The organism is Chryseobacterium sp. 2TAF14 (assembly GCF_052115105.1).
Classification (GTDB): Bacteria; Bacteroidota; Bacteroidia; order Flavobacteriales; family Weeksellaceae; genus Chryseobacterium.
This window is the reverse complement of sequence record NZ_JBFRGA010000291.1, coordinates 1-2,245: the sequence shown is the minus strand read 5'-3', so window position 1 is coordinate 2,245 and position 2,245 is coordinate 1. Positions and strand designations below refer to the sequence as shown.

Genomic DNA, 2,245 nt, shown 5'->3' with positions numbered 1-2,245 from the left:
TTGCAGCAGGTGTTATTTGTTTGAAAATCAAAGAAATAAGCACCAATTACAAATTATCATTTAGATAAATTTCTGCTTTTAAAAAACTTTTAAAATTCTATTAAATTATTACCGAAAAAATAAACCTCAACCGAAAGGTTACCTACATCCGAAAGTCTTACGAAACTACAGAAGCAGTTGTTTTTTACAAAGCCTTTCTTTGACCTGATTTCCTACTTTTTAAAGAATTAATTCTCCGTTTTCACGGAAATCTTTTCTGCTTTTGAAAAAGAATTGAGAGCCTGTTTAAAAACATTAAGTCATTAATAATCAATATTTTAAGAAATCAATAAATTGATTTTGATTTAAGTTTAATTTCTTAATGTTAAAAAAAATATCTTATAAAAATTAAACAGGCTCTAAGAGTGCAGCCACACTCAGTCATTCTGTTCCTGGAGGAGATTATAATGTTTGCACACCACAAAATTCCAATATTTCAAAAGTAAAAGGCATCTCTTTAAATGGCATCCTACGCGATTAAGGTATTTTTAATAATTAGTATATGTGAATTGCTTTGTGAATGCAATTATCATTTATTATTTGATAGTTCAAAGTTCAGATTTTTTTTGTTTTTATGAAAGTTTTTTGCCTTGTCTATCCTGTAGTTGCAGTAACTCTTATTTTTCTGAATTATAAACATAAATTTCAATATTCCCGAATTCTCCCGTCATATCAACCGGAATAGACTCTTCTCCTTTTTGGGTAAATACATTTAGAGCGATCATTTGTTCATCAAGTCTTACAGCCATGCAATCTACGGGAGAAGATCTGTTAAACGGGATATTGATCTTGCTGTTGATCCAGACTTTTCCTTCAGGGAAACCTTTTTCCAGCGATCCGGTAAAAAATCCGACCTCATCCCGCTTCCATTGAATCTCCCCAATTGTATTTTCTAATATGATAAATTGAGGCTCAAAAGATTTGTCATCTACACGTAACAGAGCCCTGTAAATTCTATACTTGGAGCTACTTCCCGGCGAGTCCGGAATTCCTAAGGTTCTTCTCCAGTCTTGAATATTTTTATCATCCAAATTGGAGGCGTCTCTTGTCGAGAGATAGCTGATGTGAGAATCTGCTGACCAAATATGACTGTCGAAGGTATTTTTGTCTATTTTAGTCTGAAGATTACTGTTCACGCTGTTTAATTGCTCAAGAACTGTTGATCTGTCGGCTTTGTTGCTATCCAGGTTGTTCAACTGTTGCTGAACTTCAGCATGATCGGCTTTTGTTTCAATTTTAACATTTACGCCGCTTAATTGCTCTAAAACTGTGGCTTTATCAGCTTTAATACTACTTATCGAATTGAATTGCTCCTGAACTGCAGCATGATCGGCTTTTGTTTCAATTTTAATATTTACGCCGCTTAATTGCTCAAGAACTGTGGCTTTGTCAGCCTTACCGCTATCAAATGCGCTGAATTGTTCCTGTATTGCAGCGTTATCAGCTTTTGTCTGAAGTCTGATATTAACATTGTCTAATTGTTCTAAAACTGTGGCTTTGTCAGCTTTAATACTACTTATCGAATTGAATTGCTCTTGAACCGTTGCTTTATCAGCTTTAGTTAGAAGATTGGTATTTAAACTCGCTACTCCGTCTTCTACAAGTTTTATTTTATTAAACTCTACTTGGGCTGTTTCTAAATCTACTTTTGTTGCAAGATTTGTATTTAAAGAAGTAAACTGTTCAAGAACTGTGGCTTTATCAGCTTTCGTTATAAGATTTGTATTTAAGCTTGCTACTCCGTCTTCTACAAGTTTTATTTTATTAAACTCTACTTGGGCTGTTTCTAAATCTACTTTTGATTCAAGATTTGTATTTAAAGAAGTAAACTGTTCAAGAACTGTGGCTTTATCAGCTTTAATACTACTTATCGAATTGAATTGCTCCTGAACTGTGGATTTATCGGCTTTAGTTATAAGATTTGTATTTAAACTTGCTACTCCTTCTTCAACAAGTTTTATTTTATTAAATTCTACCTGAGCTGTTTCTAAATCTACTTTTGATTCAAGATCTGTATTTAATGAATTAAACTGTTCMWGAACTGTKGATTTATCAGCTTTAGTTATAAGATTGGTATTTAARCTYGCTACTCCTTCTTCAACAAGTTTTATTTTATTAAATTCTACCTGAGCTGTTTCTAAATCTACTTTTGATTCAAGATCTGTATTTAATGAATTAAACTGTTCCTGAACTGTGGATTTATCAG

At 32.7% G+C, this 2,245-nt stretch carries 1 protein-coding gene; it reads right to left on the bottom strand.

Annotation, left to right across the window (positions count from 1 at the left end; genetic code table 11):
- Positions 1-656: 656 nt before the first annotated feature.
- Positions 657-2,245 (bottom strand): hypothetical protein (locus AB4Y90_RS17595; RefSeq protein ID WP_441558864.1); only part of this gene is annotated, 1,589 nt, incomplete at its 5' end.